Below are 18516 nucleotides of genomic sequence, written 5' to 3'. Positions count from 1 at the left end.
GTCTGCCGCGGCGCGACTTTGTAGTGGACCGCCATGATCACCGTCGCCGCGCTCTATCATTTCGCCCCCGTGCCGAAGCCGGAGGCCTTCGCCGCATCGCTCCGCGCCGCGGCCGAGGCGGCGGCCGTCAAGGGCTCGCTGATCCTGGCGGCGGAGGGCATCAACGGGACAATCGCGGGATCGCCCGAGGGCGTGCGCGCGGTGATCGAGGCCATCCGCCGCGAGCCCGGCTTTCGCGACCTCGAATGGAAGGAATCCGCCGCCGCGGAGATGCCCTTCGCGCGGCTGAAGGTGCGGCTGAAGGCCGAGATCGTGACGATGGGCCAGCCGGGGCTCGATCCCAACGATTGCGGCACCCACGTGCCGCCCGAAGCCTGGAACGCGCTGATCGGCGAGCCGGACGTCGCCATCATCGACACGCGCAACGCCTACGAGGTGGCGATCGGCACGTTCGACGGCGCGCACAACCCTGAGACCGAGTGCTTCCGCGACTTTCCCGCATGGTGGGACGCGCACCATTCAGAGTTCGAAGGCAAGCGGATCGCGATGTTCTGCACCGGCGGCATCCGGTGCGAGAAGTCGACGGCGTACCTGAAGTCGCGCGGCGTCGAGGACGTCTACCATCTGCAGGGCGGCATCCTGAAATATCTCGAGACGGTGCCGGAGGCGGAAAGCCGGTGGCGCGGGGCCTGCTTCGTCTTCGACGAGCGCGTCGCCCTCGGCCACGGTCTTGCGACGATGCCCTTCTCGCTCTGCCGCGCGTGCGGCCGCCCGCTCTCGGGCGAGGACCGCGCCCACCCCGCCTTCGAGGACGGCGTCGCCTGCCACCACTGCGTCGCGACCTATTCGGACGACGACCGCGCCCGCTTCCGCGAACGCCAGCGCCAGATGGACCTGATGGCCGAACGCTCCGGCGGGATCGAACCCGAGCGCCCCTGACGCCCGCGCCCTCCCCGCGAGGCGCGGGATTGGCATTCAACGCCAAATTGGCAAGGTTGGTGTGTCGATCGGGAAGAAGCGCGCGCATGGGCGGACGTCTCTTGAGCCTTCGCAAGTGGTCGGATCTGTCGCTCAAGGGGCAGATGGTGACGCTCTTCCTTGCGGCGTTCGTCCCGTCCGAGATGATCGCGGTCGCCATCGACGTCTATCAGATCAGCGACGAGCACCGCGCCGAGACCCAGGACAGGGCGACCGCCTTCCTCAGCGAGTCGCTGTCCGCGATCCGCGCCGCGCCCGACGAGCGCGAGAGCGTCGCCGGCGCTTTCGCGGGCTCGGGGCGCAGCCTGCATCTTGGGGCCGAGCCCGCCGTGGCGACCTCGACCCCGTCCCGCCTGGTGGATGCCGAGAGGCTCGGCCGGACGCTCGCGGCCGCGCTGCCGATCGGTGAACTCAGGGTCTCCGGCGACGGCCGGCCGGAGCGCGACGCAGAGTTCATCGCGCTGTCGGTGAGGCTTCGGGACGATCCGGTCTGGTACAATTTCACCCTCGGCGTCGCGCCGATCGAGTGGGTTCCGCTGCTCGCGTCCCGGTCGATCGACACGCTCGTCGCGGTGCTGATGACCGTCATCGTGGTCGTCCTCACCGGGCGCATCATGCAGCCGCTGCGGCGGCTCGTGGTGAATGCGGACCGGTTCGGGCGGGGCGAGGATATCGGCCGCATCGAGCCGGAGGGCAGCGCCGACGTGCGCGAGACGATCGAGGCCTTCAACCGCATGGCCGAGCGGGTGACGCAGACCCTCGACTATCAGGTCGCCCTGATGCGCAGCCTCGGCCACGACCTCAAGGGCCCGCTCCACAGGGCGCGCGACGATGCGGCCGAGGCCAGCCCGGAGGCGGTGCGCGAGCGCCTCTTCGCCCGCCTCGACCATGTCGAGACCCTCGTCGAGGCCGTCTCGTCCTTCGCGCGGGCGACGCGGCGCGACGGGGAGACGGTGCGGGTCGACATGCCCTCCCTCCTCGAAGCGCTCGTTGACGACGCAGCCGATGCCGGTGAGGACGCGTCGATGGCGGTCGCGGCGCCCGCCATCGTGCGCGGCCGGCGCGACGCGCTGGCGCGCGCCTTCCAGAACCTCATCGAGAACGCGCTGAAATATGGCGGCGCCGCGCGCGTGACCCTCGCGCGGGAGGGCGGCAGCGTCGTCGTCTTCGTCGACGATGACGGGCCGGGCATCCCGCCGGACGCGATCGAGGCCGCCTTCCGTCCGTTCGAGCGGCTGTCGGCGGACCGCGCGGGCACGGGGCTCGGCCTTGCGATCGTGCGCACGATCATCGTCGACCATGGCGGCACCGTCACGCTGCAGAACCGCGCGGGTGGCGGCCTCAGGGCCATGGTACGCCTGCCCGGCGAGCCCGCCCCCTCCCCTTTCGCGCCTCAGCCGGGGCGGAAGACGTAACCCTGGCCCCAGACGGTCTCGATGAGGCGCGGATTGCCGGGATCGACCTCCACCTTCTTGCGCAGGCGGCGGATCAGCGTGTCGACGCTGCGGTCGTTCGCACCGGCATATTGGCGCACGCGCGCGACGGCCAGGATGTCCTCGCGGGTGCACAACATGTTCGGGTTCGCCACGAAGAAGCGCAGGATCTCCGCCTCGCTCGAGGTCAGGCTGATGACGCGCCCGTCCTCGTGCTTCAGGTGCCGCTCCCCGTCGACGAGCGCCCAGGGGCCGAAGCGCGGCGCCTGACGCGGCGTCGCGCGGTTGCGGTCGGACCGGCGCAGAACCGATCGCACCCGCGCCAGAAGCTCCAGCGCGTTGAACGGCTTCACGATGTAGTCGTCCGCGCCGAGTTCCAGGAGCGCGATCCGCTCCGCATCGTCGCTGATCGAGCTGACGACGATGATCCCCGCGACGCTCTGCGTGGCGAGCTCGCGGCACAGCACCTTGCCGCTCGTGCCGGGCATGATGAGGTCGAGCAGGTAGAGGTCATAAGGTCTGGCGTCGATCAACCGGCGCGCCGACGGCACATCGTGCGCACAGTCGACGAAATAGCCGCGCTCCTGGAGCTGCGCCTGCACCTTCACGCAATAGTCCTCGTCGTCATCGACCAGGAGGACGCGGAAGGCCTTATCGCTGATCAGATCCATGGTGCTGTTCTCTGCGGCCACCCGGCCCTGCGAGCCCACCCAAGGGGAAGACGCCTCGGATCCATGATGCGCGTTCTTTGAGCGCGATTCATCAGGCATCGGCCCCATCAGTCTGCCTCGGCCGGCGCGGCCACGGAAGCGCCCTGCGTTGGCATCGGCGAGGGCGCGGCCCGTTCCACCCCGACGGCACAAATTATGTCAGACTTTGTCACAAGTATCGCGCCCGAAAATTCCTTGTGACGCGAGCGATCTCTCCACACCTCATCAAGTGTCAAAGCAGTAACGACACGAAGTCTCGTCGGACAGTTGACCTACGAGGCGTCGACTTCTCTCAACTGAACTGAGGAACGGCAATGGAAACGATGATGAACGGAATACACGGACCGCCTTCGACGAACAAGAGCAATGGAAGCCTCATGCCTTCAAGCATTGGGAGCGAATTCATGTACGACGCGACTCTCTATAGCGACGCCATCGACGCGATCGAAAACCGGACGGGCGCCGGCGCGGCGTCCCTCGGCCATCCCGTGACGGCCGGGACGGACATCACCCCGTTCGCCTCCCCCACTTACGCCGGAGCGACCGCGCTGCAGAGCGCGACGGGCGAGATGGACATCCCCAGTGCGCCCGCCGCCGGGTCGGTGCTCTGGTCGCAAGAGGTCAAGGTCTCGGGCTGGGGTGAGAAGCAGAGGTGGACGGTCTACTCGACCGGCGAGGAGCAGCTCGGCGGCAGCACCGCCAACGGCTCGGTCAAGTACAGCTACAACCAGAACAACGGCCACGTCTTCATTCCGACGAAGCTCGTCGGCAACAGCCTCGACAACGAGCTGCACGGGTTCGGCACCCTGACGATCCACGGCTTCAACGGCAACAAGATCGTCTACAACCACAACGACATTCTGGTCGGCGGCGAGGGGCACGACAGCCTCTTCGGCTATGCCGGCGACGACTTCCTCGACGGCGGCAGCGGCGACGACTTCATGCGCGGCCATGCCGGGCTGGACACGCTGATGGGCCGCTCCGGCAACGACGTGCTGCAGGGCGGCGACGCCGATCTCCTCCACGGCGGGACGGGCCACGACTGGCTGATCGGTTCGGGATCGCAGTGGGGCGGCGACACGCTTTACGGCGGCACGGGGCGCGACACGTTCGTGATCGTCGACGGGGACGCCCCGCAGACCCCGCCGGCGCCCGAGGATATCGGCAATCCGATCGACACGGCGATGTGGGACATTCTCGGCGCCCTGCCGAAGGTCGGGTCGATCTTCAAGATCATGAAGAAGGGTGTCGACCTTCTCGGCAAGGTCAACAGCAGCGGCACGCCCGATCCGGTGAATTCGGAGAAGAATGTCGCGAAGATCATGGACTTCAACCCGTTCCACGACACCATCCTCGTCGAGATGAATCCCCATGTGGACCTCTCGCCCTCGATCGAATGGGGCGCCTATGCCGACGGCGGCATCGCCTTCCGCATCAAGGACGGCAATGGCGGCTACATCGCCGAGGTGCGCTGGGACGACTTCTCCGATTGGATCGATCCGGAGCAGATCTTCACCAACCCCGCCGCCCGCCGGGCGTTCGAGGACCACATCACCCGCACGATGGTGATGATCCGGAAGGACGGCGACGCCTGGAGCGCCAAGGACGGGTTCGACAACGACGTCGCGCTCGACGGGGCCGGCATGGCCCATGTCGCGGACGGGAACTACATCCTGCTCGGCGGCTATGAGGGCGTCTATCGCAGCGGCGGCGACCAGGTCGACTACCTCTTCGGCACCGACCACAACGACGTTCTCTTCGGCTATGGCGAGAAGAACCGTGGCGCGAGCGCCGTCCAGGACGACAACATCTGGGGCTTCGGCGGCGACGACTTCCTCGATGGCGGCGCGGGCCGGAACTACCTCTTCGGCGGCGAGGGCAGCGACACGTCGAGCTATGCGACGGCAAGCAGCGGCGTGACTGTGGATCTCTCCCTGATCCACACCGACAAGGACGGCCTCGACTATTCGATCGCCCGCAGCACCTACTACGACAAGCATGGCGAGGGCGGCGCCGCGATCGATTACTTGTACAGCATCGAAAACATCATCGGCAGCGACTTCAATGACAACATCATCGGCGGCAACGGCGCGAACTTCCTGATCGGCGGCGCCGGGGACGACACTTTGTTCGGCAAGCAGGGTGACGACACGCTGCGCGGCGGCGAAGGTGCCGACACGCTCCAGGGCGGCGCGGGCGCGGACACGTTCATCGTCGACGAGGATGACACGATCCTCGACTATGACGCGGCCTCGGGCGACACGATCCTCGTCGATCAGGCGGCCATCGCGAGCGCGCATCGCGGGATCGGCGCGCTCTCGGACCTCTCCCTCAGCATCGAGTTCGACGGGAACGATGCGCGGATCACCATCGATGGCACGGACATCGTGATCGCGACCGTCGCCAATGTCGACCGCTCGACCTTCGGCCTCGACGACGTCTCCTTCCTCTGACGCTCGCGGCGCCATCCGGCGTCCCACCGCGCGGCCATGCCGGGGCACATCCCCCCGCCATGGTCGTTGCGGCCTGTTCCGGCGGCGCCGCTCCATGTAGGATTCCGACCCGCAAGTCCGGCTGGTTCTGGTGCGTCGCCGCGTGACGGGACCATCAACGGAGAACGGCCATGGCAGAGGTTCCGAGCGTCGATCAGGCGGTGACGCTGCGCCACATTTCGATCAACACGGTCACCTTCGCCGACCTTCGCGCGGCGCTCGGCGCCGGCGTTCGCGACTTCCTGAGAGCGCCGTTGATGGGCCTCTTCTTCGGCGGGATCTATGCGCTCGCCGGGCTCTTCATCGTCTACGCGCTGACCGCGCTCCACGCCCCCTACTGGGTGATCCCGGCGGCGATCGGCTTCCCGCTCATCGGCCCCTTCGTCGCGGTCGGCCTCTACGAGATCAGCCGGACGCTGGAGGCCGGCACGCCGCTCACCTGGCGGCACGTCCTCCTGGTGATGTTCGAGAGCCGGAAGCGGGAGCTCGCCTGGATGGCGTTCGTCGTCCTCTTCATCTTCTGGTTCTGGATGTACCAGGTGCGCCTCTGGCTCGCGATCTTCCTGCGCATGCAATCCTTCTCGTCGGTCGAGGCGTTCGTGGTCGTCGTCACCACCACGCCCGAGGGCCTCGCCTTCCTCACGGTCGGCACGCTCGTCGGCGCCGCCCTCGCGACGGTGCTCTTCTCGGTGACGGTCATCGCGATCCCGCTGATGCTCGACCACGACCCCGACTTCATAACCGCGATGATCGCGAGCGTGCGCACCGTCTTGCAGAACAAGGTGGTGATGCTCGCCTGGGGCGCCTTCGTCGCCATCACCCTCATCGCCGCCATGCTGCCGCTGTTCCTGGGGCTCCTCGTCGCGCTGCCGGTGCTGGGACACGCGACATGGCACCTCTACCGGCGCGCGGTGACGGTGGCGCGCTGAGACGAGGGTGGCCTCCGGCGGTCCGGGACGGGCTGGGGTCTTCAAACCCGAACGTTTCGTGAGGTCAGCAACCGGGATGCGAACTGCAGACTGGCAACTGTTGACAGTTTTCAGTTCGTGAGTCTCAATGACGATGGATGAGCGGACGGAAGGCCACAGTGCAGCGACACGACGCGCCTCAATGCCAAGTGTTCGAGAACCGGTCCGTGCTCGTGACCGGCGCCGCCTCGGGAATTGGCGAGGCGACGGCGCGGCGCTTCGCCGACATGGGCGCCGATCTCGTACTGGTCGACATCGCCGAGAGCGTCCTCGATCTCGCAGGCGAGATCGGCGCGGCCGCACATATAGTCGATCTCTCCGATGCGCGGGCAATCGATCGCCTTGCCGCCGGGCTCGCCCTGCCGGACGTCCTCGTCAACAATGCCGGCATCCTCCTCGACCATGATCTGGCGGCCAGCGCGGCGGACGACATCCTGCGCCTCGTCGCCGTCGATTTCGTCGCGCCGATCCTGCTGATGCGCGCCTTCGCACCCCGCTTTCTCCAGGCGAGGCGCGGCGTCGTCGTGAATGTCAGCTCGCAGCTCGCGTTCTGCGATTCAGGCGGACGCGCCGTCTATGGCGCCTGCAAGGCCGGGATCGAGCACCTCACCCGCTCGGTCGCCACCGAGTGGGGCGCGGCGGGCGTGCGCGTCGTCGGCGTGGCGCCGGGGCGGACGGCGACCCCTCTCACGAAAGACATCGTGAGCCGCACGTCGAACGAGGACCTCAAACGCACGGTGGCGCTCGGCCGCTTCGCATCGGCCGACGAAATCGCCGAGGCGATCTGCTTCGTCGCCTCCGACGCGGCACGATACGTCACCGGCACGACGCTGGTCGTCGACGGTGGATATGTGGCGATGGCGCACCGTCACCGGCCATCCGTTAACTGTTGACAGAAATCTGATCCATCGATGTGCCGGGGAGATCTCACGTGAAGGTGGCCGTTCTCGACGACTATTCCGGCTGGGTTCGAAACTATCCGGGCTGGCGCGACCTCGGTGACGACTTCACGGTCGAGTTCTTCGCCGATCATATCTTCGACGAAACGCGGCTCGCCGAACGCCTCGCCGATTTCGACGTCGTCGTCCTGGAGCGGGAGCGGACCCCCTTCCCCGGCTCCTTGATGCGACGCCTGCCGAAGCTGAGGCACATCGCGTCCACGGGCCCGGTCAACTGGTCGATCGACCTTGCGACCGCGTCGGAGCTCGGCATCGTCGTCAGCTGCACGCGCAGCCGCTATGACGAGACGCCGGAGCTCACCTGGGGGCTGATCCTCGCCCTCGCTCGCCGCATCTCGTCGGAGGAGCATGCGCTGCGCAGCGGCGCGTGGCAGACCTCGATCGGCACCACCCTCGCCGGCAAGACGCTCGGCCTCATCGGCCTCGGCAATGTCGGACGGCGCGTCGCCGAGTTCGGCAACTGCTTCGGCATGAACGTCATCGCGTGGAGCGAAAATCTCACCGCCGAGCGGGCGCGCGAATCCGGCGCGACCCTCGTCACCTTCGACGAGATCCTCGCGCAGTCGGACTGCCTGTCGGTCCATGTCGTCCTCGGTGACCGCACGCGCAATCTCATCGACCGCAAGGCCATCGGCGCGATGAAGCCCGGCGCCTTCTTCGTGAACACGTCCCGCGCCGGGATCGTCGACTACGACGCCCTCACCGACGCGCTCGCAGCCGGAACGCTCGGCGGCGCGGCTCTCGACGTGTTTCTGGTCGAGCCGCTCCCGGCCGACAGTCCGCTCCGAAATCTCCCCAATCTCGTGATGACGCCGCACATCGGCTACGTCACCGACGAGCAGTACCAAGTATTCTATCGAGACGTTGTGAGTAACATTTCGAACTTTGCCCGAGGTGGCGAAGTTCGACGACTGGTCATGAGCTGAGAACCCAGAGAGGTACTATGAAATGACGAGCGAAATCACTCGACGCAAAGTCCTGATCTCCGGCACGGCGCTCGCGCTCGCCACGCCCATGGTCGTCCGTGCCCAGGAGGCGAAGGCGCCGTTCAAGTTCGGCGTCGCCCTTCCCCTGACGGGCCCCGCCGCTCCGGGTGGTGCCGACCAGGTCCAGTCCCTCGAATGGTCCGTCGCCGAGATCAACGCCGCCGGCGGCGCGGGCGGGCGCATGCTTGAACTCGTCGCCGCGGACACGCAGGCCAAGCCGCAGGTGGGTGTGGACGCGGTCACGCGCCTCATCAGCCTCGAGAAGGTGCCCCTCATCGTCACCGCCTACAGCGCCGTGGTCGCGGCGGTCGCCCCGATCGTGAACCGCGCCGAGGTGCTGGCGCTGGTCGCCGGCGCCAACTCCCCGCGCATCGCCGAGATGGGCGAATACGTCTACACGACCTACCCGCTCGCCGACGTCGACCTTACCCTTCTCGCGAAGTATACGCGCGAAGAAATGAAGATGAAGAAGGCGGCGATCATCTTCATCAACGATGAAAGCGGCAAATTCGGCGCGCAGGTCTTCCGCGACACGTTCACCTCGCTCGGCGGCGAGGTCGTCGCCTTCGACAGCTACGAGCCGGGCGCGACGGACTACACGGGCGCGCTCCTCAAGATCAAGGCGGCGAACCCCGACTTTGTCCACCTCCAGGGCAATGCCGGCGACTCGCCGCAGGTGATGCAGCAGCTGCGCCAGCTCCGCATCGAGGTGCCGGTGACGTCCTACAACGCCGCCTACAGCCCCCAGCTCATCAATCAGGTCGGACCGGCCGCGGACGGGCTGATCGTCGCCAGCCTCTCGCCCGGCGTCTCCGACAACCCGAACGTCCAGCCCTTCATCGACCGCTGGAAGTCGGAGATGGGTCGCGAGCCGAACCTCCTCGCCGCCAATCAGGTGGTCTCCGACACCGCCTACATCGTCAAGGCGCTCGTCGAGCACCTCGACAATGCCGGGCAGGAGCTCACGGGCAAGAATTTGCGCCAGGCCCTCCTCGACATCGGTGACTTCAAGCAGCCGCTCAGCGGTGACGTCCACATCGACGACACCCACCGTGTCGTGAAGCCCGTCTATCTCCTCGAGGTGAAGAACAGCAAGTTCGAGCCCCTGGCGAAATTCCGGTAAAATACAGAAGATGCTTGCCCAAATCCTTTGGACAAGCATCGCCAGCTCGGCCTTCCAGGTTCTGCTTACGCTGGCGTTTGCTCTCGTCCTACGTGTAACCGGTATCTGGAACTTCGCGCAGCCGGCCCTGATGGGGCTCGCCTTCTATACGGGCTACCTTCTGCAACATCGCCTGGGGTGGCCCGTGCTGCCGAGCTTCGCCGTCGCGGCGGCCGTCACGGTCGCCGCCGCGGTGCTGCTCGAGAATCAGGCCTTCGCGCGGCTGCGGAACCGCGGCGCACAGCCGCTGCTCTTCTTCATCTTCACGCTCGTGTTCGCGCAGTTCTCCGTCTTCCTGATGAACTTCATCTTCACGTCCGAGCCCGTGTACATGAGCCCTCAGGTCTCGACGGATTTCCTTCTGTTCGAGCCGCTGATCGTCACGGTCTGGGACGTGACGTCCATCGCCGTCACGATCCTCGCCGCGCTCGCCCTCATGGGGTTTCTCGCGACGCGGATCGGCCAGCATCTCATCGCGGTCTCCGACAACGCGCAGCTCGCCGAGGTGTTCGGCGTGCGCAAGGACGTCGTCTACATGGTGACGCTCGGGATCGCGGGCCTCCTCATCGCTGTCGCGACCTTCGTCTATGCCGGGAAGCTCGCCTACTATCCGGACCTCGGGCCTCAGCTCATCATCTTCTCCGTCGCCGCGACGATCCTCGCCGGCTTCGGCAAGGTGTTCGGCGCAGGGATCGCCGTCCTCGTCATCAGCGCGATGCAGCAGGCGAGCGTCTTCTTCATCAGCTCCCACTGGCAGCCACTCATCGTCTACGGCGTGCTCTTCATCGCGATCGTCTGCTTCCCGAAGGGGATCCGGTGGCCGCAGCCCCGCCTCATGCGCTCCGCCGGCAGCATCGCGGCCAGCGCGCCGAAAGAAGAGGAGGCCTGAACGATGGAATTCATCAGCGCCGCCGTCGTGATGATCGGCATCTCGATCATCCTGGCGTCCAGCTTCAATCTCATCCTCGGCTTCAGCGGGCTCCTCAGCATCGCGCACCCAGCTTTCTTCGCCCTCGGCGCCTACTGCTCGGCCATGCTGTCGATGCGGCTCGGCCTGCCGATCCCGCTCGCGATGGTCTGCGGCGTCCTCTTCGCCTCCCTCTCCTCGCTGATCCTCGCCATTCCATCGCTTCGCGTGTCGGGCGACTATCTCGTCATCGCGAGCATCGGCTTCCAGCTCGGCCTGTTGCAGGTCATCAAGAACCTCGAATGGACGGGCGGCGCCGGCGGCCTCACCGGCATCCCGTCGCTTCTGCCGAATTACGGGTGGTCGAACCTCGTCCTCTACTGGGCGCTGATCGGGGTGATCGCGCTCATCGTGGTGCTCGTGATCCGGCGCATGACGTCCGGCAGCTACGGCCGGGCGATCGCGGCGATGCGGGATGACGAGGAAGCGTTCGTCGCCCTCGGCCGCAACGCGCGGCGGATGAAGATCACGATCTTCGCGATCGCGTCCGGCATGTCCGGCCTCGCGGGCGTCCTCTACGCGCACTATTTCGTCTATCTCGTCCCCGAGCAGTTCGACATCACGATGTCGGCGGCGATCCTGACGATGGTGATCGTGGGCGGCGTGCGCACGGTCCTCGGGCCCATCGTCGGCGCGGTGCTCCTCGAAACCGCGCCGCGGGCGATCAACATCCTTGACCTCCCCAACACGATGATCGGCCCCCTCCAGGGCATGATCTTCACCGGCCTCGTCATCGTCTTCCTGTTCACGAGGCCTGAGGGCATTGTCGCCGCCAAGAAGGCGCGCGACTTCTCGATGCGCACGCAGAGGGCGGGCCGCTGATGTCGCCCATCATCGAGACGCGTCATCTCAGCAAGAAGTTCGGCGGCATCGTCGTCGCGAACGACATCGACTTCACCCTCCATGGCGGCAAGGTCATGGGGCTGGTCGGACCGAACGGCGCGGGCAAGTCCTCGCTGGTCAACCTCATCTGTGGGACGGTCCCAGCCGATTCCGGCGAGGTTCTCCTCCACGGCCGGGCGATCACGGGCCTCACCGCCTACCAGCGGGCCCGGTCGGGCATCGCGCGGACGTGGCAGAATATCCGCCTCTTCCCGAGCCTCACGGTGCTCGACAACATCGTCGTCGCGGCGCGCGAATATTCGGGCGAGCGCATCGGCTCAATCTTCCGCGAGCGCAGGGGCGGCGACTCTGCGCTCGTCGACGCGGCGATGCACCAGCTCTCGCGCGTCAACCTGCAGGACTATGCCCATCACCTGCCGACCGAGCTGTCGATCGGGCGTCAGAAGCTTGCGAGCCTCGCGCGTGCGCTGATGAACGAGGGCGAGTGCCTGTTCCTCGACGAGCCCGTCGCCGGGGTCGAGGGCCGGGTCTACGAGACGCTCAAGGAGCTCATCCGGCAGGAGGCCGCCAAGGGCAACGCCGTCTGCATCGTCGAGCACAACATCTCGTTCATCGAGGATCTTTGCGACCATTGCGTCTTCATGTTCAACGGCACGCTGGTCTCCGAGGGGACGGTTGCCGACCTGAAGCGCGACACGCAGCTGACCGAACTCTATTTCGGGAGACACGAGTGAGCGAACTCCTGCGCGTCACCGACCTCAACGCCTACTACGGCGCCTACCACGCGCTGACGGACGCATCGTTCACGATCGGCGAAAGCGAGCGGGTGGCCCTCTTCGGCCACAACGGCTCCGGCAAGTCGACGCTGATGAAGTGCTTCGTCGGCGCCCTGCCCCACACGACCGGGACGGTGACCTTCTGCGGCGAGGCGGTCGAGCCCGGCAACGTCCCCCGGAACGTAAAGCTCGGCGTCGGCTACGTGCCGCAATCGGGCAACGTGTTTCCCACCCTCTCGGTCGAACGCAACCTCTACATCGCCGGGCTGATGCACGGCCAAGGCGATCTCGACGATATCTGGACGCTCTTTCCGGCGCTGGAGCAGCGGCGGCGGCAGGCGGCCGGGTCGATGAGCGGGGGCGAGCAGCAGATGCTCGCCTTCTCCATGGCGCTCCTGACCAAGCCGAAGATCCTGCTTCTCGATGAGCCGACGAGCGGGCTGTCGCCCCGCATGTCGCAGATGCTGCTCGACGCGGTCGTCGATGTCAGCGCCCGCAAGGGCATCGCGTTCGTCCTCATCGAACACAACGTGCCGCGCACGCTTGCTTATGTCGATCGTGCGATCATCCTGAAATCGGGGCGGATGGTGACGGACATTCCCGCGTCGCAGATGAGCGAGAAGGACAATCTTTGGGAATGGTTCTGACCGATCCGTTCGACCGCATCCCCTATTCGCCGATCGTCGAAAGGCCGCGCCTCACGCTGCCGAACGGCGCCCGCGTCGCGCTGTGGGTCGTCCCGAATATCGAGCACTACGAGTATCTGCCCCGCCGCGTCGCCCCGCGCGACCCGTGGGCGCGGATGCCCCACCCCGACGTCCTCGGCTACGCGATCCGCGACTACGGCAACCGCGCGGGCCTCTGGCGCATGTTCGACGTGATGGACCGCCTGTCGATCCGCTGCACCGTGTCGCTCTCGATGTCGGTCTATGACCGCTATCCGGAGATCATGGAGGGGATCGAGGGACGGGGCTGGGATGTCCTGTGCCACGGTCTCGACAACACGCACTATCTGTGGGGCATGGGCGAGGCGGAGGAGCGCGCCACCATCGCGGAGTGCCAGGAGATCTACCGCCGCACGACCGGCAAGGCGCTTCTGGGGTGGTTCTCCCCCTCGGCGACCTTCACCGCGAACACCCCTGACCTCGTGGCCGAAGCCGGCTTCCGCTACTATTGCGACTTCTACCATGACGACCAGCCGACCTGGATCAATGTGCGGTCGGGCCGGCTGATGACCTTGCCGTACCAGATGGATGTCAATGACGCGATGGCGTACCGGCACCATTTCGATGCGGCCGAGTTCGAGCGGATGATGCTCGACCATTTCGAGTGCCTCTACGAAGAGGGCGCGGAGACCGCGCGCATCGTCTGCATCGCCCTCCACCCCTACATCATGGGCCAGCCGCACCGCATCGCGGCGCTGGAGCGCGCGCTCGGCGCGATGGTGGAGCGGAGCGGGGTCTGGGTCGCGACCGGCACCGAGATCAGCGACTGGTTCCTCGGTGCGACGCGCGGGCAGGAGGCGCCCGCCCCATGACCCGCCCCGGCATGGACCATCCGCACTACGACTTCTCGCCGATCGACCGCCGCCCGCCGCTCGGCTGGCCGGACGGCAAGCCCCTCGCCGTCTCAGTCATCCTCTATTTCGAGCACTGGCGGACCTTTCGCCGACCCGAAGCCGTGAGCGAGCCGCGCTTCAACGACCCCTTCGGCAATTTCGAGCCCGACTATCGGGCCTTCACGCTCCGCCAATACGGGCTGCGTGTCGGCATCTTCCGCCTCCTCGCCGCCTTCGACCGGCTGCCGGTGAAGGTCACCGTCGCCGCGAACGCGGAGGCGATCGAGAACTATCCCTTCCTCGTCGAGGCGTTTCTGAAACGGGGCTACGAGTTCGCGGGGCACGGCATCAACGCGCGCGAGATGATCTCGAGCCGGATGAGCGAAGCGGAGGAGGCGGCCGTCATCGCACGCACCCTCGAGACGATCGAGGCGGCGACCGGCACGCGCCCCGTCGGCTGGATCTCGCAGGATTATGGCGAGTCGACGCGCACGCCCCAACTCCTCGCCGAGGCGGGCCTCGACTATGTCTGCGACTGGGCGAACGACGACCAGCCCTACAAGCTGAAGACCACGCCCGGCATCGTCTCGATCCCGAACCAGGCCGACCTCGACGACATCCAGCTCATGTGGCACCGCCGGATCGAGGCGCGCCGCTACCGCGACATCATCGGCGACGCGGCCGACCAGCTCGCGGCAGAAGGGCGTGAGTCCGGCCGCTTCCTCGGGGTCCATCTCCACCCCTGGCTCGCCGGGATGCCGCACCGGATCCGCGCCGTGACGGGCATGCTGAACGGGCTCGGATCGCGCGACGACGTCTGGTTCGCGCAGGCGGCCGAGATCGCCCGCCACGCGCGGGACGCCTTCGCCCCATGAGCGATGACCTCCTCTTCCTGTCGATCGACGACACGCGCGCGACGATCAACCGTGGCGAGGTGACCCCCGCAGCGCTCCTCGCCGCGCACCTCGACGCGATCGCACGCCACAACCCAACCCTCAACGCATTCCTGACGGTGACGCCGGAGCGCGCCGAGGCGGACCTCGCCGCCGCGCGCCCCGACGCCCCGCTCGGCGCGATCCCCTTCGCGGTGAAGGACAATATCGACACCGCCGGCATCCGCACGACCGCCGCATCGCGCCTCCTCGCCGACAACGTGCCGGCGCGTGACGCGGCCGTCGTCACCGCGCTCGGCGCGGCCGGCGGCGTTCTCCTCGGCAAGCTCAACACCTACGAGTTCGGCACCGGCAGCGGCGCGGTCTATGACGACCTCGCGGTGCCCGTCGCGCGCAACCCGTTCGACCCCTCCCGCTTCAGCGGCGGGTCGACGACGGGCGGCGGCGTCGCCGTCGCGGCCGGGCTCGCGAAGTTCGCGATCGGCACCGACACGGGCGGCTCGGTCCGCCTCCCCGCCGCAGCGTGCGGAATCGTCGGGCTGAAGCCGACGCTCGGGCGCATCGCGACGGCAGGGATGCAGCCAAACTGCCCCTCGCTCGATCATGTCGGCCCGCTCGCCCGCTCCGTCGCCGACACGCGCCGCGTCTTCGCCGCGCTCTGCCGCGATGGCGGCACCGGCGGCGGCGCGGAGCGGCTGCGCGTCGGCGTGCTGCGGCGCTTCCACGAGCGCGACGTCCCCTGCGAGGACGACATCGCGCGCGGCTTCGAGGATTGCGTCGCCGCGCTGACCGATGCCGGCCTCACCCCCATCGAGATCGACCTCACCCACGGCGTGCTCGACTTCCGCGCCTGCTCGCGCGTCCTCAATGTCGGCGAGTGCTACTCCATCCACCGCCGCACCTTCGAGGAGGACCGCGAGCGGATCGGGGCCGCGCTCCGGGACAAGCTCATCGCCGGCTCCATGATCAGCGCCGACGCCTACATCAGGGCGCTGCGCTGGCGCCGGGCGCTGGCCGCCGAGGTGGATGCCCTCTTCCATGACTGCGAAATCGTCCTGTCGATGGGCACGCCGATGGTCGCCCCGCCGCTGTCCGACGTCGACCGCGTGATCGCCTTCACGGGGCAGTCTGCGATGGCGGTCTACAACGTCTCCGGCCATCCGGCGCTCGTCCTCTCGCCGGGGCTCGACCGCAACGGGATGCCGCTCAACATCCAGCTCGCGGCCGGATATGGCAGGGAGGCCCTCCTCCTCGACGTCGCCGAGCGGCTGGAGGCCGTTCTCGGCACGACGCCGCGCCCCGACCCCCGCCGCTATGGCGACGGCGGGGCGCTGAAGATCACCGAGCCTTTGACCCACGCAGAGAGCGTCGCGGTGCAGACCAAGGCCAACGAAGCCGCGATCGCGCGGATGCCGGCCTACTTCCCGTCCCACGAGGCGGCCTACCCGCTCGGCACCCTGCCGATCGACGGCACGCCGGCATGAGCGAGTTCGCCGGAAAGACGGTGCTCGTCACCGGTGCGGCAAGCGGGATTGGCTTCGCCATCGCGGCAGCGTTCTCGCATGCGGGTGCCAAGGTCATCCTCTCGGACGTGGACGCCGCGGCCGCGCAGTCAGCGGCCGCCGGCCTCCAGGAAGGGGGCGGCGCGGTCACCGGGCTCGGTCTCGATGTCGCGAATACAGAGAGCGCCCGCGAGGTGTGCGCGAGGCTCGCCGACGCCGGGGTCGAGGTGGACATCCTCGTCAACAATGCCGGCATCAACCGGCGCGGCCCTGCCGACACCGAGCATGCCGAGGACGATTTCGATGCGGTCTTCCGCGTCAACGTCACCGGCACCTACCGGCTGACGCGGCTCCTGCACCCGATGCTGCGGCGACGGCAGGGATGCGTCGTCAATCTGGCCTCGATCCAGTCCTTCATCGCCTTCCCGAACTCGATCGCCTACACCGCCTCCAAGGGCGCGATCGCGCAGATGACAAAGGCGATGGCGGTGGAATTCGCGCCGAGCGGCATCCGCGTGAACGCCGTCGCGCCGGGCTTTGTGCGCACGGCGATGACGGCGCCGACGCGCAACGACGGGACGCGCATGGCCTCGCTCCACCAGCGCATCCCCCTCGGCCGCTTCGCCGAGCCCGACGAGATCGCCGAGCCGGTGCTGTTCCTCTGCTCAGCGCGCGCCCGCTACATGACGGGCGCGGTGATCCCGGTCGACGGCGGGTTCCTGGCGACTTAGGCCGAGATAAGCGTCGCGGGCCCTTTCCGCGCGGCCGGTCAGTTGTTGAACGCCGCCAACGCGCTGTAGCGAGCGTTGCGAATATGCTTGCGCATCGCGGCCTCGGCGCGCTCCGGATCGCGGGCGAGAAGGGCCTCGCAAATGTCGCGATGCTCGGCGAGCGCGGCCTTCGTCCGTCCGGCGCGCGTGCTCGACCGCTGCCGCTGCATGGCGAGCTGGTAGTACACATTGTCGACGAGCAGCGCCTCGATGCGCTCGCTCTTCGCGCCGCGCACCACCGCCATATGGAAATCGTCGTCGACGCGGTCCTGGATGTACGAGCGGCCCTCCACGATATCGCGGCGCGCGGAATGACGGTCGAGTAGGGCTTCGAGATCGGCAAGCTCGCGCTCGCTGATACGCTCGGCCGCGAGGCGTGCGGCCATCCCCTCGAGCGCTTCGCGCAGGAGGAAGAGCTGCTCCACGTCCTCGGCGGCGAAGTCGATCACGCGCACGCCGAGGCGCGGCGTGCGCGTGACGAGCCGCCCCTCCAGCCGCCCCAGCGCCTCGCGCAGCGGCCCCCGGCTGATCCCGAACTGACGCGCCAGCTCCGCCTCGGACAGCTTCTCCCCCGGCCGGAACGCCCCGGAGGTGATCGCCTCAACAATCTTCTGAAAGGCTTCGTTCGCAAGAGACGTTGATGACAGAGGGGCGAAAGGTTGCATATGTCCGCCGAAGGAATGCTTCGGAAAATGGGTTAGATCGATCATTGCTGCATGGCAACGACCATGTAAGATTGAAACGCGTTCCGCCGCGAATATCGGCCAGGACGGCACCGGATCGGAACCCCTCCGCGTTGCGGCGCGATGCCGCCGCCATCCGACCGGGACGCACATTCGTGCTATCGAATAGGGATGAGGCGACCGTGCGTGCGACGCGCAATGTCGTAGGCGGCATCGCGCCCCGGCTCTGCCAAACGGCGATGCCGGCAGGATCCCGAGTGAGGACGTCCGCGCGGTGTTCTTTGAGGGAAAAGGTCGGAAGTTCTGTTGGGGGTGGTTGAGGAGGCTGGGCCTTCGAGCGACCCGGCGGCGTCCGCTCACCGCAGCCATCGCCGCCTCGGCTGGGCGGCCGGGACGGTGAAGACCACTCCCGAACCGCCACCATCCCGAAGCGAATGCGGGGCCTTACGCCCCGCCGCCCGCGCCCCTCACCCCATCGGAGACCACACGCCGCACCAGCCGGTGGCGGCGACCTTGCCCGCAACGATCTTGCACTCGGCCATCTCCGGGTTGGCCTCATCGAGCTCTGAATAATCCTTCACGTGCGTGCCCAGGAATTGGAGGCAGTTGGCGCAGAAGCGGCCGGGCGTCTTCGTCTTCGCCACGTACATCAGCTGTTCTGGCGGGATCTTGCCTTGGGCCTGCACGTTGGCCGGGTTGAAGCCCGCCGCCGCGAGCGCGGCGGCACCGCACCCGAGAATGGTCCGGCGCGAAATCCCATGATCCTTGTTCGACACGAGGGTTTACTCCCACTTGCGCGCCAAGTCCGTCCGCTCGGCTGTTGTTGGTGCTGTGTC

The 18516-nt window shown here is 67.4% G+C and carries 18 protein-coding genes; 15 read left to right on the top strand and 3 right to left on the bottom strand.

Translation table 11 applies throughout. The features are described 5' to 3' along the window. The first annotated feature begins 33 nt into the window (after positions 1 to 33). Together trhO and DBV35_RS09780 are read left to right on the top strand one after the other, a co-directional pair. The gene (trhO, locus tag DBV35_RS09785) at positions 34 to 939 is read left to right on the top strand and encodes an oxygen-dependent tRNA uridine(34) hydroxylase TrhO (protein WP_108659962.1); all 906 of its coding nucleotides are present in this window, start codon (positions 34 to 36) and stop codon (positions 937 to 939) included. A gap of 86 nt (positions 940 to 1025) precedes the next feature. Beyond that, positions 1026 to 2393 (top strand): sensor histidine kinase, encoded by a 1368-nt coding sequence (locus DBV35_RS09780; protein WP_108659961.1) that lies wholly within the window; start codon positions 1026 to 1028, stop codon positions 2391 to 2393. Here the strand turns inward: DBV35_RS09780 and DBV35_RS09775 are convergent. Beyond that, positions 2372 to 3082, bottom strand: coding sequence for a response regulator (locus DBV35_RS09775; RefSeq protein WP_170134898.1), 711 nt, complete (start codon positions 3080 to 3082; stop codon positions 2372 to 2374). The genes DBV35_RS09780 and DBV35_RS09775 overlap by 22 nt on opposite strands. 443 nt (positions 3083 to 3525) lie before the next feature. Between DBV35_RS09775 and DBV35_RS09770 the strand changes: the two genes are divergently transcribed. From DBV35_RS09770 to DBV35_RS09710, 13 genes are all read left to right on the top strand, one after another. Beyond that, positions 3526 to 5574 carry a calcium-binding protein gene (locus tag DBV35_RS09770; RefSeq protein ID WP_170134897.1) on the top strand — a complete coding sequence of 683 codons (2049 nt, stop codon included), beginning with the start codon at positions 3526 to 3528 and terminating at the stop codon, positions 5572 to 5574. A gap of 170 nt (positions 5575 to 5744) precedes the next feature. Next, positions 5745 to 6542, top strand: a complete 798-nt coding sequence (locus DBV35_RS09765; protein ID WP_108659958.1) for a DUF2189 domain-containing protein — start codon at positions 5745 to 5747, stop codon at positions 6540 to 6542. A gap of 206 nt (positions 6543 to 6748) precedes the next feature. Further along, the gene (locus DBV35_RS09760; protein ID WP_170134896.1) at positions 6749 to 7474 is read left to right on the top strand and encodes an SDR family NAD(P)-dependent oxidoreductase; all 726 of its coding nucleotides are present in this window, start codon (positions 6749 to 6751) and stop codon (positions 7472 to 7474) included. A gap of 38 nt (positions 7475 to 7512) precedes the next feature. After that, positions 7513 to 8466: a D-2-hydroxyacid dehydrogenase family protein gene (locus tag DBV35_RS09755; protein ID WP_108659956.1), complete on the top strand. Its 954-nt coding sequence runs from the start codon at positions 7513 to 7515 to the stop codon at positions 8464 to 8466. A gap of 22 nt (positions 8467 to 8488) precedes the next feature. Next, complete coding sequence (locus tag DBV35_RS09750) at positions 8489 to 9649, top strand: ABC transporter substrate-binding protein (protein ID WP_108659955.1); 1161 nt, start codon at positions 8489 to 8491, stop codon at positions 9647 to 9649. 10 nt (positions 9650 to 9659) lie between these two features. Further along, on the top strand, positions 9660 to 10577 hold the full coding sequence (locus DBV35_RS09745) for a branched-chain amino acid ABC transporter permease (protein WP_108659954.1): 918 nt from the start codon (positions 9660 to 9662) through the stop codon (positions 10575 to 10577). 3 nt (positions 10578 to 10580) lie between these two features. Next, positions 10581 to 11477, top strand: a complete 897-nt coding sequence (locus DBV35_RS09740) for a branched-chain amino acid ABC transporter permease (protein ID WP_108659953.1) — start codon at positions 10581 to 10583, stop codon at positions 11475 to 11477. Then, positions 11477 to 12232 (top strand): ABC transporter ATP-binding protein, encoded by a 756-nt coding sequence (locus tag DBV35_RS09735; protein ID WP_108659952.1) that lies wholly within the window; start codon positions 11477 to 11479, stop codon positions 12230 to 12232. Before DBV35_RS09740 ends, DBV35_RS09735 begins: the two co-directional genes overlap by 1 nt. Then, positions 12229 to 12921: an ABC transporter ATP-binding protein gene (locus DBV35_RS09730; RefSeq protein ID WP_157961658.1), complete on the top strand. Its 693-nt coding sequence runs from the start codon at positions 12229 to 12231 to the stop codon at positions 12919 to 12921. Before DBV35_RS09735 ends, DBV35_RS09730 begins: the two co-directional genes overlap by 4 nt. Continuing rightward, positions 12912 to 13811 carry a polysaccharide deacetylase family protein gene (locus tag DBV35_RS09725; RefSeq protein WP_108659950.1) on the top strand — a complete coding sequence of 300 codons (900 nt, stop codon included), beginning with the start codon at positions 12912 to 12914 and terminating at the stop codon, positions 13809 to 13811. The genes DBV35_RS09730 and DBV35_RS09725 overlap by 10 nt, the downstream gene beginning before the upstream one ends. Beyond that, complete coding sequence (locus DBV35_RS09720; protein ID WP_108659949.1) at positions 13808 to 14707, top strand: polysaccharide deacetylase family protein; 900 nt, start codon at positions 13808 to 13810, stop codon at positions 14705 to 14707. Before DBV35_RS09725 ends, DBV35_RS09720 begins: the two co-directional genes overlap by 4 nt. Continuing rightward, on the top strand, positions 14704 to 16209 hold the full coding sequence (locus DBV35_RS09715) for an amidase (RefSeq protein WP_108659948.1): 1506 nt from the start codon (positions 14704 to 14706) through the stop codon (positions 16207 to 16209). The genes DBV35_RS09720 and DBV35_RS09715 overlap by 4 nt, the downstream gene beginning before the upstream one ends. Beyond that, the gene (locus DBV35_RS09710) at positions 16206 to 16958 is read left to right on the top strand and encodes an SDR family NAD(P)-dependent oxidoreductase (RefSeq protein WP_108659947.1); all 753 of its coding nucleotides are present in this window, start codon (positions 16206 to 16208) and stop codon (positions 16956 to 16958) included. The genes DBV35_RS09715 and DBV35_RS09710 overlap by 4 nt, the downstream gene beginning before the upstream one ends. A gap of 38 nt (positions 16959 to 16996) precedes the next feature. Here the strand turns inward: DBV35_RS09710 and DBV35_RS09705 are convergent, their stop codons facing one another. Both DBV35_RS09705 and DBV35_RS09700 read right to left on the bottom strand, forming a co-directional pair. Further along, complete coding sequence (locus tag DBV35_RS09705) at positions 16997 to 17773, bottom strand: GntR family transcriptional regulator (protein ID WP_205648532.1); 777 nt, start codon at positions 17771 to 17773, stop codon at positions 16997 to 16999. A 374-nt stretch (positions 17774 to 18147) separates the two neighbouring features. Further along, the gene (locus DBV35_RS09700) at positions 18148 to 18456 is read right to left on the bottom strand and encodes a high-potential iron-sulfur protein (RefSeq protein ID WP_108659946.1); all 309 of its coding nucleotides are present in this window, start codon (positions 18454 to 18456) and stop codon (positions 18148 to 18150) included. Between the last annotated feature and the right edge of the window lie 60 nt (positions 18457 to 18516).

This window comes from Acuticoccus kandeliae (assembly GCF_003073115.1).
Note: the sequence above shows the minus strand (reverse complement) of the source record. Positions and strands in the feature narration are given on the sequence as shown.